The organism is Edaphosphingomonas fennica, from assembly GCF_003034225.1.
Lineage (GTDB): Bacteria > Pseudomonadota > Alphaproteobacteria > Sphingomonadales > Sphingomonadaceae > Sphingomonas_E > Sphingomonas_E fennica.
The window spans coordinates 23,254-48,571 of the sequence record NZ_PHHF01000069.1 but is presented as its reverse complement, the minus strand read 5'-3'; the positions used below and the strand labels follow the sequence as shown (position 1 = coordinate 48,571).

General features: G+C 67.8%; 24 protein-coding genes. 15 read left to right on the top strand and 9 right to left on the bottom strand.

Annotated elements, in window-relative coordinates; translation table 11 throughout:
• The first annotated feature begins 27 nt into the window (after positions 1–27).
• Genes CV103_RS16275 through CV103_RS16265 form a run of 3 tightly spaced genes read left to right on the top strand, consistent with a single transcriptional unit; the run spans position 28 to position 2,190 of the window.
• Positions 28–303, top strand: a complete 276-nt coding sequence (locus tag CV103_RS16275; protein WP_015457182.1) for a hypothetical protein — start codon at positions 28–30, stop codon at positions 301–303.
• The gene (locus CV103_RS16270) at positions 284–1,474 is read left to right on the top strand and encodes a YcaO-like family protein (protein ID WP_245896909.1); all 1,191 of its coding nucleotides are present in this window, start codon (positions 284–286) and stop codon (positions 1,472–1,474) included. The genes CV103_RS16275 and CV103_RS16270 overlap by 20 nt, the downstream gene beginning before the upstream one ends.
• A 44-nt stretch (positions 1,475–1,518) precedes the next feature.
• Complete coding sequence (locus tag CV103_RS16265; protein WP_245896908.1) at positions 1,519–2,190, top strand: TfuA domain-containing protein; 672 nt, start codon at positions 1,519–1,521, stop codon at positions 2,188–2,190.
• On the opposite strand, the gene CV103_RS16260 is transcribed toward CV103_RS16265, so the two are convergent.
• The 3 genes from CV103_RS16260 to CV103_RS16250 all read right to left on the bottom strand — a co-directional run bounded on the left by CV103_RS16260 (position 2,158) and on the right by CV103_RS16250 (position 7,001).
• Entirely contained in the window at positions 2,158–4,209 is a 2,052-nt protein-coding gene (locus CV103_RS16260; RefSeq protein ID WP_245896906.1) for a trifolitoxin synthesis, TfuA, read from the bottom strand. The two genes, CV103_RS16265 and CV103_RS16260, sit on opposite strands and share 33 nt — an antisense overlap.
• A gap of 261 nt (positions 4,210–4,470) precedes the next feature.
• Positions 4,471–5,604 carry a serine hydrolase gene (locus CV103_RS16255; protein ID WP_170112654.1) on the bottom strand — a complete coding sequence of 378 codons (1,134 nt, stop codon included), beginning with the start codon at positions 5,602–5,604 and terminating at the stop codon, positions 4,471–4,473.
• 56 nt (positions 5,605–5,660) lie between these two features.
• On the bottom strand, positions 5,661–7,001 hold the full coding sequence (locus CV103_RS16250) for a lipopolysaccharide biosynthesis protein (RefSeq protein WP_170112653.1): 1,341 nt from the start codon (positions 6,999–7,001) through the stop codon (positions 5,661–5,663).
• 161 nt (positions 7,002–7,162) lie between these two features.
• Between CV103_RS16250 and CV103_RS16245 the strand changes: the two genes are divergently transcribed.
• On the top strand, positions 7,163–8,284 hold the full coding sequence (locus CV103_RS16245; RefSeq protein ID WP_211314415.1) for a CDP-alcohol phosphatidyltransferase family protein: 1,122 nt from the start codon (positions 7,163–7,165) through the stop codon (positions 8,282–8,284).
• Positions 8,281–8,718 carry an HIT family protein gene (locus CV103_RS16240; RefSeq protein ID WP_107395550.1) on the top strand — a complete coding sequence of 146 codons (438 nt, stop codon included), beginning with the start codon at positions 8,281–8,283 and terminating at the stop codon, positions 8,716–8,718. The genes CV103_RS16245 and CV103_RS16240 overlap by 4 nt, the downstream gene beginning before the upstream one ends.
• Positions 8,719–8,790: 72 nt before the next feature.
• Here CV103_RS16240 and CV103_RS22545 read toward each other — a convergent pair whose 3' ends face one another.
• Both CV103_RS22545 and aceA read right to left on the bottom strand, forming a co-directional pair.
• Positions 8,791–8,943, bottom strand: a complete 153-nt coding sequence (locus tag CV103_RS22545; protein ID WP_015457174.1) for a hypothetical protein — start codon at positions 8,941–8,943, stop codon at positions 8,791–8,793.
• Positions 8,944–8,971: 28 nt separating this feature from the next.
• Entirely contained in the window at positions 8,972–10,252 is a 1,281-nt protein-coding gene (gene aceA / locus CV103_RS16235; RefSeq protein WP_015457173.1) for an isocitrate lyase, read from the bottom strand.
• Positions 10,253–10,434: 182 nt separating this feature from the next.
• Between aceA and CV103_RS16230 the strand changes: the two genes are divergently transcribed.
• Positions 10,435–11,823, top strand: a complete 1,389-nt coding sequence (locus tag CV103_RS16230) for a helix-turn-helix domain-containing protein (protein WP_107395549.1) — start codon at positions 10,435–10,437, stop codon at positions 11,821–11,823.
• 20 nt (positions 11,824–11,843) lie between these two features.
• Here the strand turns inward: CV103_RS16230 and CV103_RS16225 are convergent, their stop codons facing one another.
• Together CV103_RS16225 and CV103_RS16220 are read right to left on the bottom strand one after the other, a co-directional pair.
• A complete protein-coding gene (locus CV103_RS16225) occupies positions 11,844–12,125 on the bottom strand; it encodes an osmoprotectant transporter permease (RefSeq protein WP_107395548.1) in 282 nt (93 codons plus the stop codon).
• Positions 12,126–12,339: 214 nt separating this feature from the next.
• On the bottom strand, positions 12,340–13,422 hold the full coding sequence (locus CV103_RS16220; protein ID WP_015457170.1) for a mannose-1-phosphate guanylyltransferase/mannose-6-phosphate isomerase: 1,083 nt from the start codon (positions 13,420–13,422) through the stop codon (positions 12,340–12,342).
• 304 nt (positions 13,423–13,726) lie between these two features.
• On the opposite strand from CV103_RS16220, the gene prsK reads away from it, so the two are divergent.
• Both prsK and prsR read left to right on the top strand, forming a co-directional pair.
• Entirely contained in the window at positions 13,727–15,817 is a 2,091-nt protein-coding gene (gene prsK / locus CV103_RS16215; RefSeq protein ID WP_015457169.1) for an XrtA/PEP-CTERM system histidine kinase PrsK, read from the top strand.
• A complete protein-coding gene (prsR, locus tag CV103_RS16210; protein WP_425443887.1) occupies positions 15,814–17,178 on the top strand; it encodes a PEP-CTERM-box response regulator transcription factor in 1,365 nt (454 codons plus the stop codon). Before prsK ends, prsR begins: the two co-directional genes overlap by 4 nt.
• A 54-nt stretch (positions 17,179–17,232) precedes the next feature.
• On the opposite strand, the gene CV103_RS16205 is transcribed toward prsR, so the two are convergent.
• Positions 17,233–17,922 carry a GcrA family cell cycle regulator gene (locus CV103_RS16205; protein WP_107395547.1) on the bottom strand — a complete coding sequence of 230 codons (690 nt, stop codon included), beginning with the start codon at positions 17,920–17,922 and terminating at the stop codon, positions 17,233–17,235.
• 62 nt (positions 17,923–17,984) lie between these two features.
• Between CV103_RS16205 and CV103_RS16200 the strand changes: the two genes are divergently transcribed.
• The 7 genes from CV103_RS16200 to queE all read left to right on the top strand — a co-directional run bounded on the left by CV103_RS16200 (position 17,985) and on the right by queE (position 24,471).
• Positions 17,985–18,812 carry an ABC transporter permease gene (locus CV103_RS16200; protein WP_107395546.1) on the top strand — a complete coding sequence of 276 codons (828 nt, stop codon included), beginning with the start codon at positions 17,985–17,987 and terminating at the stop codon, positions 18,810–18,812.
• A gap of 153 nt (positions 18,813–18,965) precedes the next feature.
• Positions 18,966–20,162, top strand: a complete 1,197-nt coding sequence (locus CV103_RS16195) for an aspartate aminotransferase family protein (protein ID WP_107395545.1) — start codon at positions 18,966–18,968, stop codon at positions 20,160–20,162.
• A complete protein-coding gene (gene argF, locus CV103_RS16190) occupies positions 20,159–21,088 on the top strand; it encodes an ornithine carbamoyltransferase (RefSeq protein WP_107395544.1) in 930 nt (309 codons plus the stop codon). The genes CV103_RS16195 and argF overlap by 4 nt, the downstream gene beginning before the upstream one ends.
• A 108-nt stretch (positions 21,089–21,196) precedes the next feature.
• The gene (gene hslO, locus CV103_RS16185; protein WP_211314414.1) at positions 21,197–22,132 is read left to right on the top strand and encodes an Hsp33 family molecular chaperone HslO; all 936 of its coding nucleotides are present in this window, start codon (positions 21,197–21,199) and stop codon (positions 22,130–22,132) included.
• A gap of 220 nt (positions 22,133–22,352) precedes the next feature.
• Positions 22,353–22,778: a DUF3617 domain-containing protein gene (locus tag CV103_RS16180; RefSeq protein WP_236626885.1), complete on the top strand. Its 426-nt coding sequence runs from the start codon at positions 22,353–22,355 to the stop codon at positions 22,776–22,778.
• 356 nt (positions 22,779–23,134) lie between these two features.
• A complete protein-coding gene (gene queC / locus CV103_RS16175; RefSeq protein ID WP_015457161.1) occupies positions 23,135–23,827 on the top strand; it encodes a 7-cyano-7-deazaguanine synthase QueC in 693 nt (230 codons plus the stop codon).
• On the top strand, positions 23,824–24,471 hold the full coding sequence (gene queE, locus CV103_RS16170; protein ID WP_107395543.1) for a 7-carboxy-7-deazaguanine synthase: 648 nt from the start codon (positions 23,824–23,826) through the stop codon (positions 24,469–24,471). Before queC ends, queE begins: the two co-directional genes overlap by 4 nt.
• A 39-nt stretch (positions 24,472–24,510) precedes the next feature.
• Here the strand turns inward: queE and CV103_RS16165 are convergent, their stop codons facing one another.
• Positions 24,511–25,140 carry a hypothetical protein gene (locus CV103_RS16165; protein WP_245896904.1) on the bottom strand — a complete coding sequence of 210 codons (630 nt, stop codon included), beginning with the start codon at positions 25,138–25,140 and terminating at the stop codon, positions 24,511–24,513.
• Positions 25,141–25,318 lie beyond the last annotated feature (178 nt).

The window sequence follows — 25,318 nt, the reverse complement described above, 5'->3', positions numbered from 1 at the left end:
GGCCTGGTTAAGACGAGGGGGTTTACTATGCCGACAGCTTTGGATTCATCTGCCGCGCGCTATGCGATCCGGGTCACGGACCCGTCCAATCCGAACGTGACCATCGGTTACGTGTTCGCGGCTGAGGAATCGTTCGTCGCGGCGCCGGGGGGCGATCAGATCGCGCAGGATGCGATCGCCGAACTGGAAGCGACCTTCACCACCGGCCCGACCCTTACCGCGGTGCGCCTGCCCGCCGGCAGCCATGAAACGCTGCGCGGCCTGGCGGACCCGGGCAGCGCGGGTGGCGGCAACCACAACTGATCCGGTGCGGCGGGTCCGCACCGTTCCCGCCCAGCATTATCGGAAGGCCGCGCCGGCAGAGATGCTGGCGCGGCTTCGTCCGTTGGCGGCGGCGGCAGGGATCACCCGATTGGCCGACCTGACCGGGCTCGACCGGATCGGGTTGCCGGTGTTCCAGGCGGTGCGGCCGATGGCGCGTTCGCTGGCCGTATCGATGGGCAAGGGCGCTCATCCGGCTATCGCGCGTATCTCGGCGCTGGTGGAATCGATCGAGCTTCACCGCGCCGAAACCATCGAAGGCGACGGCAATTTCCGGCCCGCGCGGGCGCACGAGGCGGCCTTGTGGGCGCGTGTGCCGATGGCGCCGGGCCAACCCGGCCTCTTCGACGGCGATCGCCCGCGCGAATGGCTGGCGGGGCATGATCTGGTCGGCGGGGGCGGCATGGCGGTGCCGCTGGAAATGGTTTCCATGGATCTGGCGCGCGATGTGGCGCCCGATATCCGCCAGAGCAGCAACGGCCTGGCATCCGGCGCCGATCGGGACGAGGCGATCGTGGCGGCGCTGCTGGAATTGCTGGAGCGCGAAGGGCGCGCGCGCTGGCTGGAGCGGCCGCATGCCGCCAAGCGCGCCACCCGCATCGCCCTTGGCGCCATTCCCGATCGCCGAATCCGCGCGGCGCTGGCCCGCATCGCGCATGCCGGCCTGCGCCTGATGGCGTGGGACATCGGCGAGGGGATCGGCGTGCCGGCTTATTATTGCGCGCTGGTGGAGATGGACCGGGCGGCGACCCTCGTCCTGCCGCCGGGCGTCGGGTCCGCCTGTCACCCCGACCCCGCCGCGGCGCTGATGGCGGCCATCGGCGAGGCGGCGCAGGCCCGGATCATGTTCATCGCCGGCGCGCGCGACGATCTGGAGGACGAGGATTATCGCGATCCGGCCGGAAAGCGGCTGGGGATCGCCAAGGAGACGCTGGCTTTCGAGCCCGATGGCGCGCAGCCCTTTCCCGCCGGTCCGCCCTGGGTGGCGGGCGACGCGGTGGAACTGCGCGATCGGCTGACGGAGCGTTGCCGGGATGCGGGGGCGGATGCGATCGTCTGCGTCGACCTGGGCGGCGGGGCGAGCGGCCTTGCCACCGTGAAGCTGCTGGCGCCGGGCTTCGGCGATCATGAACGGCCGTCGGCCTTCGCATGAGGGATGCGATCCTCTTTGCCGGGCCGAGCCTGTGGGGAAGCGGCATGCCGATTCCCCCCGGAATCGCGCTGCGCCCGCCGGCGGCCTGCGGCGATATCGTGCGGGCGCTGGCCGAACGGCCCCGCGCGATCGGGCTGGTGGACGGCATTTTCGAAACGCGGCCGAGCGTGTGGCACAAGGAGATATTGGCGGCGCTGGCGGAAGGCGTGCCGGTGCTGGGCGCGGCGAGCCTGGGGGCGATCCGCGCGGCGGAGCTTCATTCCTGCGGCATGATCGGCGTGGGCGCGATATTCCGCGCCTATCGATCCGGGCTGATCGAGCGCGACGATGCGGTGATGGTGAGCCACGCGCCGCCCGCTCTGGCGCATCGCCCGCTGACGGTGGCGCTGGTGGATATCGGCGCCTGCACGCGGAACTGGCCGGATGCCGACAGGCGGCTGGTGCTGCGGATCGCCGATCGCCTGAACTTCCGCGATCGCAATTGGGATCGGCTGGCGGCGCTGTTCCGGGAACGCGCCGGGCGGGAGATGCCGGCGCCGGACCGGGCGATCAGCCGCAAGCGGCGCGATGCGGAGCGGCTGGTAAGCAGGCTGACGCAAGGCGTGGATCGCCCCGTCGCCTGCCCCCCGCCGCCCGAAACACCATGGTTCCGCCGCCTGCGCCAGCCGACGGGCGAAGCCGCCCTAGGCCGATATGCAGAGGCCGGCCGCGCGTAGGCCGCGTTCCAGCATGTCGCGATGCTCCGCCTCGTGCAGCGGCAGGAAGACATGGATGCCGGCGACGATATCGGCATCGGTAAGCGGTATCGGATTGTGCCAGAGCGGGGCGAAGGCCTTGCGCAGGATATCCGCTTCCTCGCGGGCGCGGTCCATCCGGCCGGCGAGCGCCAGATTGGCGCAGCGCACGGCCTGGTAATGGATGGCGGGATCGCGCGAAATCTCGAACTGAGCCTCGGCCTCGTCATGCTCCCCGCGCAGCATCGCCAGCACGGCCACGTCGGAGAAATATTCGTCCGGCGGGAAGGGGTTGAGCTCGAACGCGCGCTTGATGAGCTCGCCCGCGCGATCGAGCAGGCCAAGGTGGCAGAGGCCGAAACCGGCTTCGTTCAGGCCATCGGCGTGATAGGGGCCGATCTCCACCGAATTTTCGAAGCGGCGCACCGCCTGCGTGATGTCGCCGCGCCGGAGATAGCACCAGCCGAGCCGCGAATGGACATGGCCGTTGGCGGGATCGAGCGCGGCGGCGCGCAGGCTGAGCTCGAAGGCGCGGGCGCGCAGCGGCGCGGGATCGTGCCCGGCCAGCCGCAGCATGAAATCGGTATTGTATATGCGGGCGAGGTGAAGGTGGGCGTTGACGATCGAGGGGTCCTCCTCGATCACCTTCTCGAACAGCTCCGCCGCCTCGCGCACCTCGGCCAGCGTGGAGGAAGAGAGCAGCCGCGCACGGGCGCCGAAATAGAGCGAGCTGGAAGCCGGCGTCGCGCCGGTGGTGGTATCGAGCGCCTGGCCTATATCCCGCACCACGACCGGCAGGATGGCGCCGGCGATCCTGGCGACCAGCTCGTCCACCACGCTGCCGAGCGTGGCGGCCTGCACCGTGATCTGGCGGCTCCAGACGAGCACGCCGCGATCGAGCGCGGTCAGGCGGAGGTTGACGCGGAAGCCGCCATCCTGCGCGCGCGCCGTGCCGCCCAAGGCATAGCTGGCGATCGAGCTGCCGCACACGGCGGCGAGCCGTTCCGGGGTCGGGTCCGCGATCGACAGCACGCGCAGGTCGCGGAAGCCGCCGAGCGCGGTCTGCAGATCATCGTGCATGATCTGGGCGACCATCGCCGCGTCGTCGCCCTCGCCGATGGTGACGAAGGGCGAGAGCACGATGATCGGCGGCTCGTGGCGTTCGGTGATGTGAGGCACGCTGTCCGGCGCGATCGTCGGCGCGGCGATCGGGGCGGGTGGCGGCGTCGCGGCGGCGGGCGCAACCGGGGCGACCGAGATCAGCCGGCGGAAGAGCTGCTGCGTCTCCGCCGACGGCTGGGCATCGTAATCGCGCTTCAGGGCGCCCTGGAACTGGCGATAGCGGCGATGGACGGCCGCGTGATCGCCGGCCTGATGATCGAGCGAGAGGCCGAGGCGGACGATCGCCTCGTCCCCGCCATCCACCTGCTGCAGCGCGCTGAGGATGGAGCGCCGATGGCCGAGGCTTTCCGGATCGGACGCGGCGCCGACGACCGCCAGCACCTCCATCACCAGGCGGTTGCGCTGGCGTTCGCGCTCGACGAACAGCCAGTCGTCGAAGGCGGGATCGAGCCCTTCCAGATCGGCCAGGATCGTCCGGTCGATATCGGTGAGCGCGGCGGCCAGCCCCGCGAAATCCTGCGCTGCGGCATAGGCCGTAATGCGATCGGCATCGGTTTCGAACAGGGTCGGCGCTAGGCGTATCTCGCGCCGCGAGATCAGGAGCGCATCGGCATAAGGCAGGCGGCGCAGCTCCGCGAGCGTCTGCCGCAGGCTGGCCCTGGCCTGGGTCTCGCCGCGCTCGCTCCACAGCAGGCCGATCAGCCGTTCGCGGCTGACGAGCTGTTCGGGCGAGGTGGCGAGGATGGCCAGCAGCGCGCGCGCCTTGCGGCTGGAAGGGGTCAGCGAGTCCGTAACGATCCCCGCATCCCTTTGAGAGATGCGGAAATCCCCGTGCAGGCGCACGACGAATCGGGGAGGGGTGAGCGAAGTCGGTTTCACGTTATTTTCACGATAGACCAACGTTTGTCCTCACGGCCATGCCCTAGAAAAATTTTTGTCAGCGGCGCTGCGCCGCGAAAGAGTTTCGAAGGGCAGGTCTCCTCCCTTCCAGGGTTTCTCGAGGCGACCCGGGTCCGGCTATACCCCAGCGGTGAGGCCGGACTATTCCTGCGGCCCGGAACTTCGGTTCCGGGCCGTCTTTCGTTCGGCATCGTGAATATCCTCGACGTGGGCTGCGGCGCGCCTGCTATCGCATCGCGGTTATTGCGCTGCGATGGTGGGCGCCGATCCCAGCCAGCTATGGCTTGCCACCACGGCGCGGACGACATCGGCCATCAGCCGCTGGCGCACGGGGATGGGCTGGCGGGTGCTGGCGATCATGACGGCCACGGCATAGCTGCGGCCGTCGGGCGCGGTGATGACGCCGACATCATTATAGCCGGTGGCCAGCCCGCCCAGTTCCTGGCCCGTGCCGGTCTTGTGCGCCAGCGTCCAGCCCGGCGCGAGGCCGGCGCGCAGCCGCTGCGGGCCGGTGCGGCTGTCGCCCATCGTCGTCAGCAGCAAGCGGGTGGAGGCGGGCGAGAGCAGCTCGCCGCGCTTGAGCCGGGCCAGCGCACCCGCGATCGCTTCCGCCGTGGCGCCGTCCATGGGGTCGGCGAGGTAACGGTCCATCGCGGCCTGCCGCCGGGCATAGGGCAAGGCGGCGCGGGCCACCTGGAAGCCGTTGCCCTGCGCATATTCCGGCCGCCATTCGAGACCGGCGATCCCGCTTTGCAGCAGGGTTTCGCCGGGGCCGAAAGCGATGCGGCCCAGGCCCTTGCGCAGGATCATGCCCCGCACCGCGTCCGGCCCGCCGACCCGGCGCAGCAGCATGTCGTTGCAGGTATTGTCGCTCTGGGTGAGGGCGATGCGCATCAGCGCGCCATAAGTGGTGGCGAAGCCGTTGGCGCCCATCATCGCGCGGACCGGCTGGTGGAACACGGTCAGGTTGTCGCGCCGGACGGTGACGGGTTCCGACAGGCTGATCGTGCCGCGATCGACGGCGTCCAGCACCGCCATCGATACCCAGAGCTTGCTGACGCTCTGCTGCGGCATCGGCCGCTGGGCGTTGTAGCTGACTGCCCAGCCGGTGGAGACATCGCGCACCGCGATGCCAACGCTGCCGGCGAAGCTTTGCCCCAGCGTGGCGATGCGGGCTTCGAGCCCGGCCGGCGGGCGGGGAACGACAGGCGCGGGCAACGGCGCGGTGCGGGGCTGCGGCGGGCCGACGGGCGTCTGCGAGATCCTGGCCGGCGCGGGCGCCGGGGCCGGGGCGACGCAGGCGCTGGCGATCACGGCCAGGAACAACGGCGCCATCAGGCGCGGCCGTGCGTTCGATACCCCTGTTTCACGCATGATTTTCGAGCCTCCCTCCCGATCGGCGCCATTATGCGCCGCCTGCGCTTGCGAGACTATTGTCCCCGGATTCCCGGCGACTCGGCCGGTCCCATATTACGCTCAGGCCGCCGATGGCGCAGCAATGTGCGCCACATCAGGATGAAGGTGATGATCGATGCGATCAGCACCGCGACACCGGCGCCGATCACCCCGAAATATTGCGGCAGGACCGCCAGAAGCGCCACGAGGATCAGCGTGGAGACGATGCGGACCCTGAGCGCGAGATCGGCGCGGCCCATCGCCGTCAGCGCCGGTTCGAAGCCGACGGCGGCGAAATCCACGGCGGCGGCCGATCCGAGCGCCAGAAGCACGGGATAGGCCGACAGGAACTCTTTGCCGGCGATCAGGCCGATCGCGGGCTTGCCGATGGTGAGCAGCAGCACGAAGACGATGCCGCCGCCGATCGCCGTCATCCGCAGGGTGCGGGCGAGCAGCGCATCGAACGCCTCGTTGCCGGCTGTGGTATGGCTGCGGACCAGTTCCGGGAAGATCGCCCGGCCCAGCAGCTGGGAAAGCTTGGCCAGCCCCTGCGCGAGCTGTTGGGCGAGGCGGAAGCTGCCGGCGGCGGCCGGCGTGATCACCAGGCCGATGATGAGGACGGCGAATTCCTTGCTGCCCAGCCCCAGCATCGAGGTGAGATTGGTGAACATGGCATAGCGGCCGATGCCCGGATTTTCCGCGACGATGTTCCGGATGCGTCCCTGGGGCCAACGGAACGGCTGGACGCGGTGCGCGGCATACCAGTAAGCGAGCGCCGTCAGCGCCTCCGCCACCGCCCACACCGCCAGATAGGCGATCACGCTGGGCGTGGTGAGCCAGACGATGAGCGCCCCGATGCAGCGGGCCGATGGCGTCACCGCCTCGGCAAAGGTGGCGGCGGCGAAGCGATCGTGCAGGCGGAGCACGCCGATCGGCGTCCAATGCGTCGAAAGGACCAGCACGGCGCTGGTGCCGATCGCCTGCCAGGCGAAACTGTCCGTCCAGCCGAAGCGGCCGGCCAGCAGCAGGGTTCCGCCGATGACCAGCGCCACGCCGACGAAGGCTGCGATGATATCGATGGTGATGGCGAATCGCACCAGGCGGGCGAGCGCATCGCTCTGCCCTTCATGGACGTAGCGCATGCCGTAGCGGACAATGATCTGCCAGCTCTGGAACGAAACGATCGTCGCCGATGCCTGGCCGGCGCCCAGCGCCAGCGAGAACTGGCCGAACCCGTCGAGGCCGAGCGAGCGCGTGACGATGGCCAGATAGATGAGGCTGAGCACCGCGCCGAAGCCCTTGCCGCCCAGCATCCAGCCGGTGTTGAGCAGGATGGCGCGGATCGATCCGCGGCGGAGGGGGGCAGGCGTCGACATGGATGGACGCGCAATAGAGCAAGTGGCCCGCGCTTGCGAGATATCCCTTGTCGCTTCTGCCGGTTGCGATACGGCGGCGAAAGGAAAAGGCATGAGCGCCGTTGAACCGCGGGCGCGTTGCGATATCTAGGGGCTTTCCTTTCCAGCACAGGATCCGCCCCTTGCCCGATACCCATCCGGCGATTCACCTCGTCGGCGAAAATGCCACCCGCATCTGGGGCATGACGATAGACGAACGCACTCGCCGGATGGCGAAGGCGGCGAAGCTGCCGTTCGGCGATGCGGCGGAAGGGGCACCGGCGGTGCTGGTGAACCGCGCCTTCGTGTTCGATCCGCCCTGGCTGCGCTATCATGCCGGGCAGCCGGGCGCGGTGCTGACGATCGGCGGCGTGCCGGTGATCGCGCATGTCCGTGACGCGGCGGAGCGCGCGGCGGTGGCGCGGGCGATGGCGGAAGGCCGGCCGCTGGCCGATGCGGGAACGTTGCGCCTGACGGCCTATGAGGACGGGGCGGCGATCGTGAACGAGGAGCTGCGCAAGCGCGAAACCCCGTTCGCCATGCCGCTGACGCCGGCGACCGTGAAGGCGGCCGAGCGCGCCAGCTATTTCGGCGCCTATAAGGGTGTGACCGACCTGCTGACCAAATATCTCTGGCCCGAATGGGCGCTGGTGGCGACGCGGATCGCGGCGCGGATCGGCATGACGCCCAACATGGTGACGGCGCTGGGCGCCGCGCTGTGCGTGGCGGCGACGATCGCCTTCTGGCACGGCCACTATTGGTCAGGCATGGCGATGGGGCTGGTGTTCATGGTGCTGGACACGGTGGATGGCAAGCTCGCCCGCTGCACCATCACATCCTCATGGTGGGGCAATGTGTTCGATCATGGCATCGATCTCGTCCATCCGCCCTTCTGGTGGTGGGCGTGGGGCGTGGGGCTGACGGCCTATGGCCGGCCGATCGGCGCGGATACGCTGTGGACGCTGCTGGCCGTGATCGTGGGCGTCTATGTGCTGCAGCGGCTGGTGGAGGGCGAGTTCATCCGCCGGTTCGGCATGCACATCCATGTATGGCGCAAGGTCGATTCCGATTTTCGCCTGATAACCGCGCGGCGCAACCCGAACATGGTGGTCCTGTTCGTCTCCATGCTGTTCCAGCGCCCCGATATCGGCCTGATCGCGGTGGCGTGGTGGACGGTGATCTCGTTCGTCGTCCATCTCGTCCAGCTCGGCCAGGCGATGCTTGCTCGGGCGCGCGGGCGGGAGATACGGTCGTGGCTGGCATGAACGATACCATCCTGCGCTTCGGCTATCCGGCCACCCTGGTCGCCGATTATCGCCACTGGGTGGTGTTGCTGCGGCCCGATCAGCCGACATTGGGCAGCCTGGTGCTGGCCGCGCGGGGCGAGGCCAAGGCGTTCGGATCGCTGCCGGCCGCCGCTTATGCCGAGCTTGGCACCGTGAGCGCCGATATCGAGGCGGCGCTGAAACGCGCTGTCACCTATGAGAAGATCAATTATCTCATGCTGATGATGGTCGATCCTCATGTCCATTATCATGTCATCCCGCGCTATGCGGGGACACGCTCGGCCGAAGGGCTGACGATCGCCGATGCCGGCTGGCCCAAGGCGCCGGCGCTGGGCGAGGCGGTTTCGCTGGATGCGCGGCAGACGGCGAAGCTGGCGGCCTTCCTCAAGAGGCATTGGCGGCAGCAGCCGTGACGCGGGAACGCCCGCCGGGGATTTCTCCCGCGGCGGGCGCCTTCTCCTCCCCAGGAAAAGCCCGTTGGTGCCTCAGCTAAGCCGGCCGAGGCGATGATAGAGGTTGCTGTATTTCACGGATTCAGGCTTGTCCTGAACCGCCTTGATATAGTGGGCCACCGCTTCCTTCAGCAGCTGGAAATCCTCCGTCGAGAAGACGGCACGGCTCCGGGTGGGTTCGGTCATCACGCTTCTCCTTCATCCTGTGGTGCGATCATTCGGCCGCGACGGCGAACTGATCGGCTTCGGTCGATTCCTTCAGCGCCGTGGTCGATGCCATGCCGCCCGAGACCGCCTCGGCCACCAGGTCGAAATAGCCGGTGCCCACTTCGCGCTGGTGGCGGGTCGCGGTGTAGCCCTGCGCCTCGCTGGCGAATTCCGCCTGCTGCAGCTCGGAATAGGCGGCCATGCCGCGGTCCTTGTAGCCGCGCGCCAGCTCGAACATGCCGTGGTTCAGGCTGTGGAAGCCCGCCAGCGTGACGAACTGGAACTTGTAGCCCATGGCCCCCAGCTCGCGCTGGAACCGAGCGATGGTGTCCTTGTCCAGCTTCGCCTCCCAGTTGAAGCTGGGCGAGCAGTTGTAGGCCATCATCTTGCCGGGGTGGGCCTTCTGCACGGCCTCGGCAAAGCGCTTGGCATCCTCCAGATTGGGATGGCTGGTTTCCCACCACAGCAGGTCGGCATGTTCGGCGAAGGCGATGCCGCGCTTGATGCAATGATCGACGCCGGTGCCGTCCTTCAGGCGGAAGAAGCCTTCCGGCGTGCGTTCGCCGGTCAGGAATTCATGGTCGCGTTCGTCCACGTCCGAGGTGATGAGCTTCGCGCTTTCCGCGTCGGTGCGCGCCACCAGCACGGTGGGCACGCCGCACACGTCCGCCGCCAGCCGGGCGGCCTGGAGATTGCGGATATGCGCCTGCGTGGGGATCAGCACCTTGCCGCCCAGATGGCCGCACTTCTTTTCCGATGCCAGCTGGTCCTCGAAATGGACGCCGGCGGCGCCGGCCTCGATATAGGCCTTCATGATCTCGAAGCAGTTGAGCGGGCCGCCGAAGCCGGCCTCCGCATCGGCGACGATCGGCACGAACCAGTCGCGCTTGGCGCCGCCCTCGCTATGTTCGATCTGGTCGGCGCGCTGGAGGGTGCGGTTGATCCGGCGGGCAAGCTCCGGCCCGGCATTGGCCGGATAGAGCGACTGATCGGGATACATGGCGCCGGCGGTGTTGGCATCCGCCGCGACCTGCCAGCCGGACAGGTAGATCGCCTTCAGCCCGGCGCGGACCATCTGCATCGCCTGGTTGCCGGTAAGCGCGCCCAGCGCATTGATATAGGGCTCGGACCGGAGCGAGGCCCAGAGCTTCTCCGCGCCGCGCCGCGCCAGCGTATGCTCGATCGCCACCGATCCCCGAAGCCGCGCGACATCGGCGGGCGAATAGGTGCGGCGGATACCGTCGAACCGGCCCTCCGGGGCGGCAACGAGATCGGTGAAATCGACCATTGGTAATTTCCTTTACAATCCGAACTCCGGGGGATGACCCGGCGATGTCCCGTCAATTGGAAGGAATTCCCGTGATCCGCGAGGGTGGGCAGGCCGATTATCGCGTAAAGGGGTGGACGGATAAGTGCCGATAAAGGTAAATCAGTAATATATTTACAAAGGCGGGACGGGCGGGAGCGGTCATGGCCGACGGCAAGATCTTCGCGGGGCATGCGGTGCGGCGGCTGCGGCGCACGACCGGCCTCACCCAGCAGGCCATGGCCGAGGCGCTCGACATATCGGCCAGCTACCTGAACCTGATCGAGCGCAACCAGCGGCCGCTGACGGCGGCGCTGATGCTGCGGCTGGGAGATCGGTTCGACCTCGATCCCCGGATGCTGACCGCCGACGAGCCGGGCGGCGGGGCGGATGCGATGCGGCGCAGGCTGGCCGACCCGCTGTTCGCGGACCTCGGCATCGATCGGGCGGAGCTGGCGGAATGGCTGGCGGCCGCCCCCGGCGGCGCGGAAGCCTTCGCCCGCGCCTTCGATCGGCTGCGTGACGCGGGCGCGGGGCTGGCGGAGGAGGAGAATGGCGCGCTTGCGGCGGTGCGCCGCGAGACGGAACGCTGGCGCAACCATTATCCCGATCTGGACGCGGCCGCCGAGGCGCTGGCCGACGAGCTTCGGCTGGGGGCGGGGGACCTTTACGGCGCGATCGTCGATCGGCTGCGCGTGAAGCACCAGCTGGCGATCCGGATATTGCCGGTCGATGCGATGCCCGATCGGTTGCGGCGGCTCGACCTTCATGCCCGGCAGGTGCAGCTGTCGGAGATGCTGGACCCGGCATCGCGCACCTTCCAGGCGGCGTTCCAGCTCGCCCAGCTGGAGGCGCGGGCGGAGATCGAGGCGCTGGTGGCCGGCGCGGCCTTTGGCGACCGGGTCGCCGAACGGCTGTTCCGCCGCACCGTCACCTCCTATTTCGCCGCCGCGCTGATGATGCCTTACGGACGCTTCCTCCGGGCGTGCGAGGCCACCGGTTACGATCTGGAGCTGTTGCAGCGCCGCTTTGGCGCGGGCTTCGAGATGGTGGCGCATCGGCTGACCACCCTGCAGCGCGTCGGCGCGCGCGGGCTGCCCTTCTTCATGATTCGGATCGATCGGGCGGGGCAGGCGTCGAAGCGCTATGCCGGGGCGTCGGCATCGCCGCTCGTGACCGCGCCGGGGCGCTGCCCCTTGTGGAACGTCCATCACGCCTTCGACCGGCCGGGGGAGATCGTGCGCCAGCTCGTCGCGCTGGAGGATGGCGGGCGCTGGTTCACGCTGGCGCGGACGGTGCGCTCGCAAGTGCGCTCGCCGCAGGGTATCCGGGCGGAGTTCGCCATCGGGATCGGCGTCGCCGCCGAACATGCGGCGGCGGCGGTCCATGCGCGCGGAGTGGATCTTGCCGGGGCGGCGGTGCCGGTCGGGATGGGGTGCCGCCGCTGCACCCGGCTGGATTGCCCGCAGCGGGCAGAGCCGCCGATCGGCCGCGCCCTGCTGCTCAACGATCGGGAAAGGGGGCTGACACCCTTCATGTTCGCGGGCGATTGAGGGGGGGCTACGGCGGCGGCTCAGTTCCAGCGCGGCTGCATCACCACCATCATCAGCACGAACGCGAGATAGGCCAGGCCCGGCAGCGCCGGCAGCAGGAGCAGTGCGGCGCCGATCCGGTCATGCGCCCGGCGCTTGAGCGCGAGGCCGCCCAGCAGAAAGGCCGCCGCCACGCCAAGAAGCAGCAGCCACAGGCCGATATTCGATGCCGAAACGGATCGATCCGCGATGCCGATGGTAAAGAAGAACAGCAATACCGCCGTCATCACCGCGTCGAAGGCAAAGAGCAGCCAGAAGGTCATCGCGGAAATCTACCATTTCATCGACGCTTATCAAAGCGCCTAAGACTGGCGACGGCTGGCTGGATTGAGCCGATGGCGTTCGAGGCAATGGATTAGCCGCGCGAGTGTGCGGTTCCCGTCTTCGCGGGAAGGACGAGGGAGGGTGGCTAAGCGCTCGTTTTCCCCCGCCTGGCGCGGCACATCGAAATCCGGCAATCGTTCCGGCAGGAAAATTCTAGCGTTTGCGGTCCAGCGTTATGTGGCCGGTGCGCTTGAGCTCGTCGACGATGCGGCGGACGTCCTGGCTTGCGCCGCGCGGGAGGATGAGCACCGCATCGTCCGTCGCCACCACGATCAGGTCGCTGACGCCCACCGCGGCCACCAGCGGGCCATCGGTGCGGAACAGGCAATTATTGGTATCGAGCGCGATCACCTCGCCATGGTGGCAATTGCCGGCATCGTCGCGGCTGGTGATGGCATGGAGCGCATCCCAGCTTCCCACGTCCGACCAGCCCATGTTGACCGGCGCCACCGCGACGCGATCGGCCTTCTCCATCACGGCATAGTCGATCGAGTCGGAAGGCGAGGCGCGGAACGCCTCCACCGCCGGATGGATGCGCGGGCCGGCCCTGGTGGCGCCGGCCATGGCGGCTCTGGCGGCCTCTGCGATCGCGGGCGCGTGTTCGGCGAGGGCGGCCAGATAGGCGTCGGCCCGGAACAGGAAGATGCCGCCGTTCCAGGCATAGCTGCCTTCCGTGAGATAGGCCTCGGCGGTGGCCCGGTCCGGCTTTTCGACGAAGCTGTCCACCTTGCGGATGCCGGGGGCGAGCTCCGCGCCCGCCTTGATGTAGCCATAGCCGGTTTCCGGCCCATCGGGCGCGATGCCGAAGGTGGCGAGCCAGCCCTGCTCGACCAGCGGCAGGGCATCGGTGATCGCGGCGTGGAAAGCCTGAACATCGCCGATCACATGATCGCTGGGCATCACCAGCAGGACGGCATCGGGTGCCACCGAGAGCGCCGCCAGCGCGATCGCGGGGGCGGTATTGCGCGCAACCGGCTCCAGGATCAGCGATTGCGGGCGGATGCCGACATCCGCGAGCTGGCGTTCGATCTCGTCGGCATGGGCTTCGTTGGCGACGATGATCGGCGGATCGAACCGGCTGTCATCCTCGGCGCGGGCGGCCGTGAGCTGGAGCATCGAGCGATCCGCCGTCAGGTTCAGCAACTGCTTGGGCCGGATGGAGCGGGACAGGGGCCAGAGCCGCGTGCCGGACCCTCCGGAGAGGATGACCGGTGTGATCTTGTGCGGCGCGCTCATAAACCTCCTGCTGCTACACGACTTCACCGGCCTTCGCGGGCGATGTCCCTCCCAGGAACAACTGGGGCGGCACTCCCGTTCCGATGAGCGATAGCATGGTTCAGGATTTATTTGTCAATTTCGGCGATAGCGGATCACCGAACTTTTCCGGCCGCTGATCTTGCGAATTGTGGCCGCGCATCGAAGGCCGGCGGCCATGGGATGATCGGGCTCCTTGCGATGGGCTTTTCCTTCGCGCGGCATTTCTTGCTATTCATCGGGCCTGAGGTTCGGGCACATATGCCCGGAGAGGAGCTGGGTGGGGATGATTGACGCTGTCGGCGTCTGGGGCCACGGCATTGCCGCGGCGTTGTTCATGGCGCTTGCGCTATGGCAGGTCTGGCGGCCGCGCGGCGGGATGCAGCGGCGGGCGCTGATGGCCGCTTTTGCGCTGACGTCGGTGTGGGCGGCGGCGGTGGCGCTGATGGGGCCGGGCTCGCAGGCGGCCAGCATCGGCGAAACGGCGCGCAACCTGGCTTGGCTCGGCTTCATGTTCGGGCTGCTGCGCCTGGGCACCGGCTTGGCGATGCGGTCCGCGATCATCGGCCTCTATGGGGTGCTGGTGGGGGTCGGCTGCGCGCAGATCCTGGTCGATCTTCTGGTCGGGCACCTCGTTCCCTCGTCGCCGACGACGGCGGCCGCCCTGTTCTTCGCGGTCCTGCTGTTGCGGATGAGCTTCGCGGTGGGCGCGCTGGTGCTCGTCCACAACCTCTACACCGCCGCCACGCCAGACGCTCGCTGGGGCATCCGCCTGCCGATGATCGCGCTGGCGGCGATGTGGATCTACGATCTCAACCTCTACACCGTAGCCTATCTGGGCCAGAGCTGGCCGATTCCGCTCTACGAGGGGCGGGGCATCATCATGCCGTTGCTCACGCCGCTCTTCGCGCTGGCCAGCCGGCGGAACACGCGCTGGCGGATGCGGATATCGCGCGCCGTGACCTTCCAGTCGCTGTCGCTGATGGCGATCGGCTTCTACCTGATCGCGATGGTGATCGTCGCTCGCCTGATCGAGCTGATCGGCGGGGATTATGCGCAGCTCGCGCAGGTGACGGTCGTGTTCGGCATGTCGGTGGCGGCCATCGTGTTCCTGCCGATCGGGCGTATCCGGGCCTGGCTGAAGGTGAAGATCGCCAAGCATCTGTTCCAGCATCGCTACGATTATCGCGTGGAATGGATGCGCTTCACCGATACGATCGGCCGGCCCGAGGAAGGGGCCGATCCGCTGGACGTGCGGGTGATCCAGGCGATCGCGGACATCATGGAGGCGCCGGCGGGCATGCTGCTGGGGCCGGACGGCAGCGGCGGGCTGATGCTGGTTGCGCAGTGGAACTGGCCGACCATGGACGTGCCCAGCGTCGCCGCCGACGCCGCCTTCGTCCGCTTGGTGGAAGCGAGCGGCCGCATCCTCGATTTCGAGGACGTCCGCGCCCACCCCGACGGCGAGGAAGCGGCGACGATGCCGGAATGGATATTGGCGGAACAGCGCGCCTGGGCGGGCGTGCCGCTGATCCATTACGACCAGCTCGTCGGGATCGTCCTGTTGGCCCGTCCGCGCGTGGAGCGGGGGCTGGACTGGGAGGATTTCGATCTGCTGCGCGTTGCCGGCCGGCAGGTCGCAAGCTATCTGGCGGAGGCGCGGGGGCAGGAGGCGCTGAACGAGGTGCGCCGGTTCGACGAGTTCAACCGCCGCTTCGCCTTCATCATGCACGATATCAAGAATCTGGTGAGCCAGCTCAGCTTGCTGACGCGCAATGCGGAGCGGCATGCCGACAATCCCGATTTCCGGGCGGACATGATCGCGACGCTGCGCAGCTCCACCGCGAAGATGAACGATCTGCTCGCCCGGCTTTCCCAGCACAATACCGGCCGGCCGGCGGAACCCCGCCCGGTGGCGCTGCGGGCGCTGGCCGAAGGCGTGGTGGCATCGCGCGCGCACCAGCATCCGGTGCGGGTGGAAGGCAGCGAGGAGATCGTGGCCGCGGCCGATCCGCCCCGGCTGGAACAGGCGCTGGGCCACATCGTCCAGAATGCGATCGACGTCAGCCAGCCGGGCGAACCGGTCTGGCTCCATATCGAGCGGCGCGGCCTGGAGGCGGTGATCTCCGTGGTCGACAGGGGGCAGGGTATGTCGGCGGAATTCGTGCGGACGCGGCTCTACAAGCCCTTCGCCTCGACCAAGCCCGGCGGCTTCGGCATCGGGGCGTTCGAGGCGCGGAGCCTGATCGCCGCCATGGGCGGGCGGCTGGAGGTGGAAAGCCGGGAGGGCGCCGGCACCCGTTTTTCCATCGTGCTGCCAGTGATGCAGATCACCGCGCGGCCCGACCGATTCGTTAATGCCTTGGAACCATCATGAGCCAGATGACCGACAAACCACGCCTGCTGATCGTCGAGGACGACGAGGGGCTCCAGCGGCAGCTCCGTTGGGCCTATGAGGATTATGACGTCATCGTCGCGGGCGATCGCACCGCCGCGATCGATGCCCTGCGCGCGATGGAGCCGGCGGTGGTGACGCTGGACCTGGGCCTGCCGCCCGATCCCGACGGCGTGAGCGAAGGCTTCGCCACGCTGGAGGAAATCCTGCGGCTGAAGCCCGACACCAAGGTGATCGTCGCATCCGGCCACGGCGCGCGGGCGAGCGCGCTGCGGGCGATCGCATCGGGCGCCTATGATTTCTACCAGAAGCCGGTGGACATCGACACGCTGGGGCTGATCGTGGCCCGCGCCTTCCACCTGCACGCGATCGAGCAGGAGAATGCCCGGCTGGCCGCGTCCGGCGCCGGCGGGCAGACCGTGCTCGGCAGCATCGTGACCGCGGCGCCGGAGATGCTGAAGGTCGCCCGCACGATCGAGCGCGTCGCCAACGCCAATGTCTCGGTGATGCTGCTGGGGGCGAGCGGCACCGGCAAGGAATTGCTGGCGCGCGGCCTGCACAATGCCAGCGATCGGGCCAACGGCACCTTCGTGGCGATCAACTGCGCGGCGATCCCGGAAAATCTGCTGGAAGCGGAGCTGTTCGGTTACGAGAAGGGCGCCTTCACCGGCGCGGTCAAGACCACCGAGGGCAAGATCGAGCTGGCCGAGGGCGGCACCCTGTTCCTCGACGAGGTGGGCGACATTCCGTTGCCGCTCCAGGTGAAGCTGCTGCGTTTCCTGCAGGAGCGGGTGATCGAACGGATCGGCAGCCGGCGGACCATCCCGGTGGATACGCGAATCGTCTGCGCGACGCATCAGGACCTGGAAGCGATGATCGCCGCCGGCAGCTTCCGCGAGGATCTTTACTACCGGCTGGCCGAGATCGTGGTCCGCATCCCCACGCTGGCGGAACGGCACGGCGATGCCACGCTGCTGGCCAAGCATTTCCTGACCCGCTTCGCCAAGGAGATGAATCCTGCGGTGCGCGGCTTCGCGCCGGACGCGCTGGCGGCGCTCAACGACTGGACCTGGCCCGGCAATGTCCGCGAGCTGGAGAACCGGATGAAGCGGGCCGTGATCATGGCCGAGGGCAAGCTGCTGACGGCCGCCGATCTCGATCTCGACATGGCCGACAATGCGGAGCTGATAAACCTGAAGGCCGCGCGCGAGATGGCCGATCGCCGGGCGATCCGGCAGGCGCTGGCGCGAACGGAGGGCAATGTTTCCAACGCCGCCAAGCTGCTCGGCATCAGCCGGCCGACGCTCTACGACCTCTTCAAGCAATATGATCTGCAAGCATGAAGGGGCGGCCGCTTGCGTGGCCGCCCCTTCATCTCTGATCGGATATCGATCCCTTTAGCGGACGCGCGGGCCGCCATAGGGCATGGGCGGCGGCGGACGGCGATCGCGGCGCGGAAGCTGCGCCTGATAGGCCACCGAGCAATGATCCAGGCAATAAGGGAAGCCCGGATTGATCGGCTCACCGCAGAAATGGAAATCCGGCTCGCCCGGATGGCCGATCGGCCATTTGCAGATCTTGTCGTTGAGGTCGAGCAGGCTCGTCTTGCCGGCAACCTCGGCCGAAGGCTTGGCAGGCACCAGCCGGCGGGGCGGGGCGGGCGTGGAGGGGGCCTGCTGCTCGCCGGGGGACTGGCGCTGGAAGCCGCCCGGACCGATCGAGCGGAACACCGTCTGCGGGGCGGCCGGAGCGGCAGGCGCGGCGGCTGCGGGCGCCGGCGTGGGTGCCGGAGCGGGCGGAGCGGCCTTGGCGACCGGCGGGGGAGCCGGTTGCGCCGCCGGTGGCGGAGGCGGGGGCGCGGCCGCCGCAGGCTCGGCCTTCGGCGCGGCGGCCTTGGGCGTGGCATCGGCCGCGCTGGAATCCCCGCCGCGCACCGGCGACGGGCGCGATTGCAGGCCGAGGCGATGGGCTTTGCCGATCACCGCATTGCGGCTGACCCCGCCCAGTTCCTCGGCGATCTGGCTCGCGGTGTTGCCCGCCTCCCAGAGGCGCTTCAGCTGATCGATCCGTTCGTCCGTCCAGGCCATTCGTCGTCCTTAACTCTCGCCCCGCTTGCGGTGGGGCTCGCCAGTCGATAGGCGCATGTCCCATGATCGACCAGCCCGAAAACTTGGTGCGCTCCGCCCCCGGCGTGCCGGTGATCCCGTTCGTCAACTGGGGAGGATTGCGCGCCCTCTATATCAAGGAGGTGCGGCGTTTCTTCAAGGTCCAGCTCCAGACGATCTGGGCGCCGGCCGTGACGACGCTTCTCTACCTGGTGATTTTCACGGTCGCGCTGGGCGGCGGCGGCCGTTCGGTGATGGGCGAACCCTTCGCCAATTTCATCGCGCCCGGCCTGATCGTGATGGGCATGATGAACAATGCCTTCGCCAATTCCAGCTTCTCGCTGCTGGTGGGCAAGATGCAGGGCACGATCATCGATTATCTGATGCCGCCGCTGTCGCCGGGCGAAGTGCTGTTCGGCCTGGTTTCCGCGGCGATGACGCGCGCGGTGCTGGTGGGCCTGGCGGTGTGGCTCGCCATGTGCTTCTGGCCGGGCGTCGAGGTGCTGCCCCGGCATTTCTGGGCGGTGGTGTGGTTCGGCCTGATGGGATCGGCGCTGCTTTCCTTCCTGGGCGTGCTGACGTCGATCTGGGCGGAGAAGTTCGATCATGCGGCCGCCGTCACCAATTTCGTGGTGCAGCCGCTGTCGCTGCTTTCGGGCACCTTCTATTCGGTCGAGGCGCTGGCCCCGGCTTTCCAGAAGATCAGCCATGCCAACCCCTTCTTCTACGTGATCTCGGGCTTCCGCTACGGCTTCATCGGCATCGCCGATTCGCCGATCCTGATAGGCGCGGCGGCGCTGCTGGCGGTGAACGCCGCGCTGGGCGCCATCTGCTATGTGCTGCTGGCCCGTGGCTGGAAGCTGAAGAACTAGCCCAAGCCGTTCCGCGAACGGCGAATCGACAAGGGGTTGTCGCGGCCGCGAGGCGGCGATAAAAGCCCGTTCCGAACAAGGCGGCCGGACAGGGCCGCCTTTTTGCGTTTCCGGAGTTTTCCCGACCTTTTTCTCGCGAAAGGAGCAGTTTCGATGGCCATCACCCCGCTCATGCCCGTTTACCCGCGGTGCGGCGTGCGGCCGGTGCGAGGCGAGGGCTGCTACCTGATCGGCGAGAAAGGCGAACGCTATCTGGATTTCGCGGCCGGCATCGCCGTCAACGCGCTCGGCCATGGCCATCCGCATCTGACCAGGGCGATTCAGGATCAGGCGGCGACGCTGATGCACGTCTCCAACCTCTATGGCAGCCCGCAAGGCGAGGCGCTGGCGCAGCGCATCGTCGACAACAGCTTTGCCGACACGGTGTTCTTCACCAATTCGGGCGTCGAGGCGATCGAATGCGCGATCAAGACGGCGCGCCGTTATCATTATGCCAACGGCAACCCCCAGCGGCACAAGCTGATAACCTTCAAGAACGCCTTTCACGGCCGCTCGCTGGGCGCGATCAGCGCGACCGACCAGCCCAAGATGCGCGACGGCTTCGAACCGCTGCTGCCCGGCTTCACCTATGTGAAGTTCAACGATCTCGAAGCGGCGCTTGCCGCGATCGACGAGGAAACGGCCGGTTTCCTCGTGGAGACGGTGCAGGGCGAAGGCGGCATGACGGCGGGCACGCCCGAATTCATCCGGGGTCTGCGCAAGGCGTGCGACGAGCATGGCCTGCTGCTGATCCTCGACGAAATCCAGTGCGGCTATGGCCGCACCGGCAAGATGTGGGCCTATGAGCATTACGGCATCATCCCCGATATCCTGACCGCGGCCAAGGGCATAGGCGGCGGCTTCCCGCTGGGCGCCTGTCTCGCCACGGAAGAGGCGGCCAAGGGCATGGTGATCGGCACCCACGGCTCCACCTATGGCGGCAATCCGCTGGCGATGGCGGCCGGGCAGGCGATCCTCGACGTGATGCTGGAGCCCGGCTTCCTGGATCATGTCGCCAGGATGGGCGAGCGGCTGCGCCAGGCGTTCGAGCAGCTGATGCCCAACCACGATCACCTGTTCGAGGAGATTCGCGGCAAGGGGCTGATGCTCGGCATCAAGATGAAGGAGCCGGCGGTATCGCGCGATTTCGTCGCCCATCTGCGCGATAATCATGGCCTGTTGACGGTGGCGGCGGGCGAAAACGTGTTCCGCGTGCTGCCGCCGCTGGTGATCGACGACAGCCATATCGAGGAATGCATCCAGAAGCTTTCGGAAGGCGCGCGGAGCTACACTCCGCCGGCCGCCGCGTGAGCCGGCATTTCCTGGACCTCGCCGATGCCGGCGGGGATGCGATCGCGGCGATGCTGAACGACGCGATCGACCGCAAGGCGGCGCGCGCCGGCTGGCCGAAGGGCAAGGCGGATGCGGATGCGCCGCTGGCCGGCCGCACGCTGGCGATGATCTTCGAGAAGAACTCGACGCGGACCCGCGTGTCCTTCGACATGGCGATGCGCCAGCTGGGCGGCACTACCATCGTGATGGACGCGGGATCGATGCAGCTGGGCCGGGGCGAGACGATTGCCGATACGGCGCGGGTGCTTTCGCGCTTCGTCGATGCGATCATGATCCGCACGGACGATCACGCCAAGATTATCGAGATGGCGGAACATGCCACCGTGCCGGTGATCAACGGCCTGACCGATCACAGCCATCCCTGCCAGATCATGGCGGACATGCTGACCGTGATCGAGCATCGCAAGGCGCTGGCCGGCACGCGCTGGGCGTGGCTGGGCGACGGCAACAACGTGCTCCATTCCATCATCGAGGCGGGAAGCCTGATGGGCTTCGAGGTGCGTGCCGGCTGCCCGGCGGGCTATGAGCCTTCGATGGAGGTGCTGGACGCGGCGCTGAAGCGCGGGCTGACCGTGCCGATCCTCCGCGATCCGATGGCGGCGGTGGACGGCGCCGACGTGGTCGTCACCGATACCTGGATATCGATGGGGCAGGCGCATGCCGAGCAGAAGCTGGCGGCCATGGCGCCCTATCAGGTGAACGCCGCGCTGATGGCGGGCGCCAAGCCCGATGCGGTATTCCTCCACTGCCTGCCCGCGCATCGCGGCGAGGAAGCGACCGACGAGGTGCTCGACGGCCCCAATTCCGCGATCTGGGACGAGGCGGAAAACCGCCTGCACGCGCAGAAATCCGTGCTTCTGTGGTGCTTCGGCCTGCTGGGCTGAAGCCGGGCCTGTCCCAAACGTTCCGGCAGGGGCTGGAATCCCGGCGCCTCCATACCGACATGGGGGCCTGGAAATTCCGGCCCCTGCCGGAACCGCAAGGAATTGATCTTGAAGACCAACGGTAACGGCAAGAGCGAAATTCAGGTTGGCGGCCATGTCGATCATGCGCTGGCCTTCACCATCCCGTCGCGCCACGCGCGCGGTCGCATCGTTCGCCTGGGGCCGGTGCTGGATGGCGTGCTTTCCGCCCATGGCTATCCGCCCGCGATCGGCCGCCTCCTGGCGGAAGCGCTGACGCTGACGGCGCTGCTGGGATCGACGCTGAAGGATGCCGGCGGCCAGCTCACCGTCCAGGCGCAGACGGAGGGTGGCGTCGTCGACCTGCTCGTCTGCGATTATCGCGGCGGCGAGATGCGCGGCTATGTGCGCCACGATGCCGACCGGCTGGCCGAGATGCCGGCCGATCCTTCGCTGTTCGCCCTGTTCGGGCGCGGTTATCTGGCGATCACCTTCGATCAGGCGGCCACGGGCGAGCGCTATCAGGGCATCGTGCCGCTGGAAGGCGGTTCGCTGGCGGCGGCGGCGGAGAGCTATTTCAACCAGTCGGATCAGTTGCCGAGCCTGGTTCGCCTGGCGACCGGCGGCAATGATCGCGACGGGCATGTCGCGGGCGGCATCCTGATCCAGCATCTGCCGGAAGGCGAGGAGGGGCGCGAGCGCCTGCATGTCCGCCAGAACCACGAGGAATGGGATCATGTGGTGGCGCTGGCCGGCACGATCACCGATGCCGAGCTGATCGACGGCGCGCTGCCGCTGGACGGGATCGCCTGGCGGCTGTTCCACGAGGAGGATGAGGTGCGGGTGCTGCCCCTCATCTCGCTCAGCCAGAATTGCCGCTGCAATGCCGACCATATCCGTTCGGTCATCGCCCGCTTTCCGGCGGACGAACGCGCCGAGATGGCCGATTCGGACGGCATGATCCATGTCGACTGCGAATTCTGTTCGCGCCGTTACAGCTTCGCGCTCGCCGATTTCACGGACTGACGAAAGCGACCGATCAGCCGATGAAGTGACGAAGCTCACAGACCTTTCGACGAAAATGCCGGATGCGGGGCGGCGACGCTGTCGCCCGACATCGGTGGCTGTTGTATAAGATTTAACGTGACCACGTCAGAAGACGACGCTGCCGGACCGGCTTGTTGATGGTCGAACGCAGCGGGAATTCGGGGTTGATGTCATGTTACGTCATTCGTTCTTGTTGCGTATGCTTACCATCGCTTCGCCATTCATCGCCGTTCCAGCGGCTTATGCCGCGCCGCAGCCGCTGGTCGCGGGCGGTATGCTGGAACCCGGCCTGTGGCGGCTGCAGCCGGAGGGCGAGGCGCCGCGCAACGTCTGCGTTGCCGATGCCGGCACCCTCGTCCAGCTTCGCCATCCGGGCGCGCCGTGCAGCCGGCTGGTGATCGACAACCGGCGGACCAGCGCCACCGTGCATTATAGCTGCCCCGGCAGCGGCTGGGGCCGGACCACGCTGAAGCTGCTGACCCCGCGTTCGGCGACGATCGATACGCAGGGCATCGCCGGCAACGCGCCCTTCTCCTTCACCGCCGACGCGCAGCGGATGGGCGATTGCCCGACCAAGAGCGCCAGCCTGGACCCCGGCCTTAACCGGCGCATAACCCGCCGTTAAGCGCGGGTTTAGGCGCGCCGGTGTAGAAGAAATCATGTGTCGGCGTTTGGCACATTCCCTCCCTAACCAGCCCTGATCGGGCTAACTGGGCCGTCCCCTTGGGCGGCCCTTCTTTTATCGCCGCCCATCCGTTCGCGGGGCCTTTCCGCTCGGCGCCGGCCGCCTGCTTTCGCGGCCGCACAAAATCGGCTAGAGCGGCGGCGAGCCTGGCGGAAAGGCCCGGAGGATCGGGGCTGCACGCCGGCATTTGTCATCAGCCAAAGGGCAGGCGGCAATTCCGCGACGACGGATGCCCGTCTGGAGCGCCGCCTCCGCCGTTGCCGGCGGACCCGAGGGAAAGCGAAGAGGTAACAGAGATGAGCCAGGACAGGCCCGGAGCCGTAGTGCTGTTGTCGGGCGGGCTCGATTCCATGGTGGCGGGCGGCATTGCGCGCGAGCAGGGCTTCGCCATCAACGCGCTGACCGTCAACTATAACCAGCGGCATAGCGTTGAGCTGGCCGCGGCCGCGCGGATCGCGGCGATGCTGGGCGCGGCGCGCCACATCACCATGCCGCTCGATCTCTCCCTGTTCGGCGGATCGGCGCTGACCGATGCGATCGACGTGCCGAAGACGGGCGTGGAGGAAGATGCCATCCCGGTCACCTACGTCCCGGCCCGCAACACCATCTTCCTTTCGCTCGCGCTCGGTTGGGCGGAGGCCTGTGGGGCGCGGGACATCTTCCTGGGCGTGAATGCGCTCGATTATTCCGGCTACCCGGATTGCCGCCCCGATTTCATCCAGGCGTTCCAGAATCTGGCGGACATCGCCACCAAGGCGGGCGTCGAGGGGCGGGGCTTCACGATCCACAGCCCGCTTCTCCACATGACCAAGGCCGATATCGCCACCGAGGCGGTGCGGCTGGGGCTGGATGCGGGGCAGAGCTGGTCCTGCTACGATCCGACGCCGGAGGGGCTGCATTGCGGCCTGTGCGACAGCTGCCGCCTGCGCCAGCGCGGATATGAGGATGCGGGCATCCCCGATCCGACGATCTACGCCGCCCGGCCATGAGCTACGCGGTCAAGGAGATATTCCTGACCCTGCAGGGGGAGGGCAGGCAGGCCGGGCGCCGCGCCGTCTTCCTCCGTTTTTCGGGCTGCAACCTCTGGTCCGGGCGGGAACGGGATCGCGCGACCGCCGACTGCCGCTTCTGCGACACGGATTTCGTGGGCATGGATGGCGACAATGGCGGGCGCTACGCGGATGCGCAGGCGCTGGCCGCCAGGGTCGGCGAGCTATGGGAGACCGGGCTCGATCGCGTGGAAGGGGGCGTACCCTTCGTGGTGATGACGGGCGGCGAGCCGCTGCTGCAGGTGGACGACGCGCTGATCGCGGCGCTCCATGATCGCGGTTTCGAGATCGCGGTGGAGACCAACGGCACCATCGCCGCGCCCGCGGGGATCGACTGGATCTGCGTGAGCCCCAAGGCCGGGACGGAGATCGTCCAGCGGCGCGGCAACGAGCTGAAGATCGTCTGGCCCCAGCCGGGCAACGATCATCGCGCGATGGAGGAATGGGATTTCGACCATTTCCTGGTTTCGCCGATGGACGGCGAGGACCGCGCCGGAACCACCGCCGCCGCGATCGCCTTCGTCCTTGCCAATCCCCGCTGGCGGCTGTCCGCGCAGGTGCACAAGCTGATCGGCGTGCGATAGGCGCCGGCGGCCGCGTCCCGACGCGGCCGGGGCGTCAGCTCAGCCGCACTTGCGCTCGACGTAGCGGCCCTTCTTGTCCCAGCATTGCGGGGCAAGAGACACGAGCTGGCGCGGCGCGAGGACCTGCCGGGTCGCGAAGATGCCGTCATTCTGCGGCACCAGGCTGTTGCGGAATTCGCGCATCCGGTTTTCCGCGGTCAGATGGAGCTTGCCCTTGGGCTGGCCGATCGCGTCGCGGCCGATGGCAGCCGCCGTTTCGCAGAAGCCGATCTGGGCGTGCATGGTGGAAAAGCCGTTATAGGTCTTCGTCGTATATTGATCGAAGGCCTTCTGCCACGTCTTGCTGGTCGTGCGTTTGAAATAGGTGTTCAGCGTATTGTATGCGTCGTTCAGCTCGCCGGCATGGTGGCGCAGCAGATCGTTATAATTGCGCACCGTCATCAACGAAGGCGAGAACTGGCATTGGAGCGCCGCCACGTTCAGGCCGGCGCGCATGTTCCAGAGCAGGTGGGCCTGCAATTCCTTGGGCGTCGCCTTGGGAAGCGCGATGCCGATGCCCGGCTCGTCGCCGCGCACGGGCTCGCCCGTGAAGCTGGGCTTCACCCAGAAAAGATAGGAGGCGCCCGCTGGGGCCGCCTGCGCCGTGACCACCGTTGCCAGCGCCGCCAAGGCAAACCGCCCTATACGTGAAACCATTGCACCCTCCACTGATGGCGGCTGTTAAGCATGAAGCGGGGGCGGAGATAAAGGGTGAACATCAAAATTGCGCCGGATTGTGGCCGTTGGGACTCACCCAGGCCCCGGCGGAGACGGCAAAAGGGCCGCCCGCTGCCGGACGGCCCTCGCC

Coding starts and splice junctions, on each gene's coding strand:
- CV103_RS16275 (WP_015457182.1), top strand. CDS start 28: ATGCCGACAGCTTTGGATTCATCTGCCGCGCGCTATGCGATCCGGGTC.
- CV103_RS16265 (WP_245896908.1), top strand. CDS start 1,519: ATGCCGATTCCCCCCGGAATCGCGCTGCGCCCGCCGGCGGCCTGCGGC.
- CV103_RS16255 (WP_170112654.1), bottom strand. CDS start 5,604: ATGCGTGAAACAGGGGTATCGAACGCACGGCCGCGCCTGATGGCGCCG.
- CV103_RS16250 (WP_170112653.1), bottom strand. CDS start 7,001: ATGTCGACGCCTGCCCCCCTCCGCCGCGGATCGATCCGCGCCATCCTG.
- CV103_RS16240 (WP_107395550.1), top strand. CDS start 8,281: ATGAACGATACCATCCTGCGCTTCGGCTATCCGGCCACCCTGGTCGCC.
- CV103_RS22545 (WP_015457174.1), bottom strand. CDS start 8,943: ATGACCGAACCCACCCGGAGCCGTGCCGTCTTCTCGACGGAGGATTTC.
- aceA (WP_015457173.1), bottom strand. CDS start 10,252: ATGGTCGATTTCACCGATCTCGTTGCCGCCCCGGAGGGCCGGTTCGAC.
- CV103_RS16230 (WP_107395549.1), top strand. CDS start 10,435: ATGGCCGACGGCAAGATCTTCGCGGGGCATGCGGTGCGGCGGCTGCGG.
- CV103_RS16225 (WP_107395548.1), bottom strand. CDS start 12,125: ATGACCTTCTGGCTGCTCTTTGCCTTCGACGCGGTGATGACGGCGGTA.
- CV103_RS16220 (WP_015457170.1), bottom strand. CDS start 13,422: ATGAGCGCGCCGCACAAGATCACACCGGTCATCCTCTCCGGAGGGTCC.
- prsK (WP_015457169.1), top strand. CDS start 13,727: ATGATTGACGCTGTCGGCGTCTGGGGCCACGGCATTGCCGCGGCGTTG.
- prsR (WP_425443887.1), top strand. CDS start 15,814: ATGAGCCAGATGACCGACAAACCACGCCTGCTGATCGTCGAGGACGAC.
- CV103_RS16205 (WP_107395547.1), bottom strand. CDS start 17,922: ATGGCCTGGACGGACGAACGGATCGATCAGCTGAAGCGCCTCTGGGAG.
- CV103_RS16200 (WP_107395546.1), top strand. CDS start 17,985: ATGATCGACCAGCCCGAAAACTTGGTGCGCTCCGCCCCCGGCGTGCCG.
- CV103_RS16195 (WP_107395545.1), top strand. CDS start 18,966: ATGGCCATCACCCCGCTCATGCCCGTTTACCCGCGGTGCGGCGTGCGG.
- CV103_RS16180 (WP_236626885.1), top strand. CDS start 22,353: ATGCTTACCATCGCTTCGCCATTCATCGCCGTTCCAGCGGCTTATGCC.
- queC (WP_015457161.1), top strand. CDS start 23,135: ATGAGCCAGGACAGGCCCGGAGCCGTAGTGCTGTTGTCGGGCGGGCTC.
- queE (WP_107395543.1), top strand. CDS start 23,824: ATGAGCTACGCGGTCAAGGAGATATTCCTGACCCTGCAGGGGGAGGGC.